The following is a 1,001-nucleotide window of genomic DNA, read 5'->3' as shown; positions in this document are numbered from 1 at the left end:
CTGATCGAACTCTCGGCGCCGGGAATCACGAAGGCGTCGGGCCTGGTTGCTGCCGCGGAGAGGTTCGGCTTCGACCTGTCGGGTCTGGTTGCCTTCGGGGACATGCCCAACGACATCCCGATGCTGGGCTTGGCGCGGCTCGGCGTGGCCATGGGTAACGCTCACCCCGAAGCCAAAGCCGCAGCCGACGAGGTCACCGACGCCAATTCGGAGAACGGGGTCGCAAAAGTCCTCGAGCGCTGGTGCGTAGAACCCACCAGCGCCCGAGGACGTGTACTGCGCGAGTGTCAGCCGACAGGCGCGCTGTTGGCCATTTCCTGGGCAAAGGTCTCGTTGTAGGTCTTGAGGACCTTCGTGACCATGCCGGTGATCTGGTTGAAGATCAGCGAACCGTTCTCGAAGTCACTGCGCAAGCCGTCCGGGATCGAGTACTCGTCCGAGATCGGCAATCCGAGTTCACCCGCGTCGGAACCGAAGCTCTGCCACGACTTGAAGATCTCGCCGAGCACGGTGAACACTCCGCCGTTCGGCGAGGTGTAGACAGCACCGTTCTGGAACAGCGCACCCTGGTTGCCGAGCTTCGCCTGCAGAATTCCGGACAGAGCCTGGCCGAGGCGGCCGATTTCGCCACCTTCGGCGATCCACTTCTGCGCGAGCGGTGAATTGTCGGTGATCTGCAGAATCTGGGTGACCAGATCCGGGATCGACGAACCGGTGCCACCGGTGACCGTGTCGACCGGAGTGGTCGGCTTGGGCGCAGGCGTCGACGGATTGGAGGGGTTCGAGGGGTTCAACGTTCCCCCGATATTCGCGGCCGCGATGTTCCGGATGTCGTTCATGTGTGCGTACGCGGCATCACCCGGGCAAGCGGTGTTTCCGACGTCGCGGTGCGCGAAGATGATCGGCAGGTCGACTGCTGCGCCCTGCGGGTACGGCGTGAACTCGGTGCCCTCGGAGTACATCGTCGTTCGGCCCTTGGGATCGAGTCCGGCCATGCCAGG

General features: G+C 63.8%; 2 protein-coding genes. One reads left to right on the top strand and one right to left on the bottom strand.

The genetic code is table 11. The features are described 5' to 3' along the window. The coding region (locus ABT116_RS50750; protein ID WP_351648744.1) for an HAD family hydrolase at window positions 1-339 on the top strand (339 nt) is incomplete at its 5' end. On the opposite strand, the gene ABT116_RS50745 is transcribed toward ABT116_RS50750, so the two are convergent. Beyond that, on the bottom strand, window positions 288-1,001 hold a 714-nt coding region (locus ABT116_RS50745), incomplete at its 5' end, for an LGFP repeat-containing protein (protein WP_502984131.1). The genes ABT116_RS50750 and ABT116_RS50745 overlap by 52 nt on opposite strands.

The organism is Streptomyces sp. NPDC002130 (assembly GCF_040296465.1).
Taxonomy (GTDB): Bacteria; Actinomycetota; Actinomycetes; order Streptomycetales; family Streptomycetaceae; genus Streptomyces.
The sequence above is the reverse complement of the archived record's forward strand: the minus strand, read 5'-3'. Positions and strand labels throughout refer to the sequence as shown.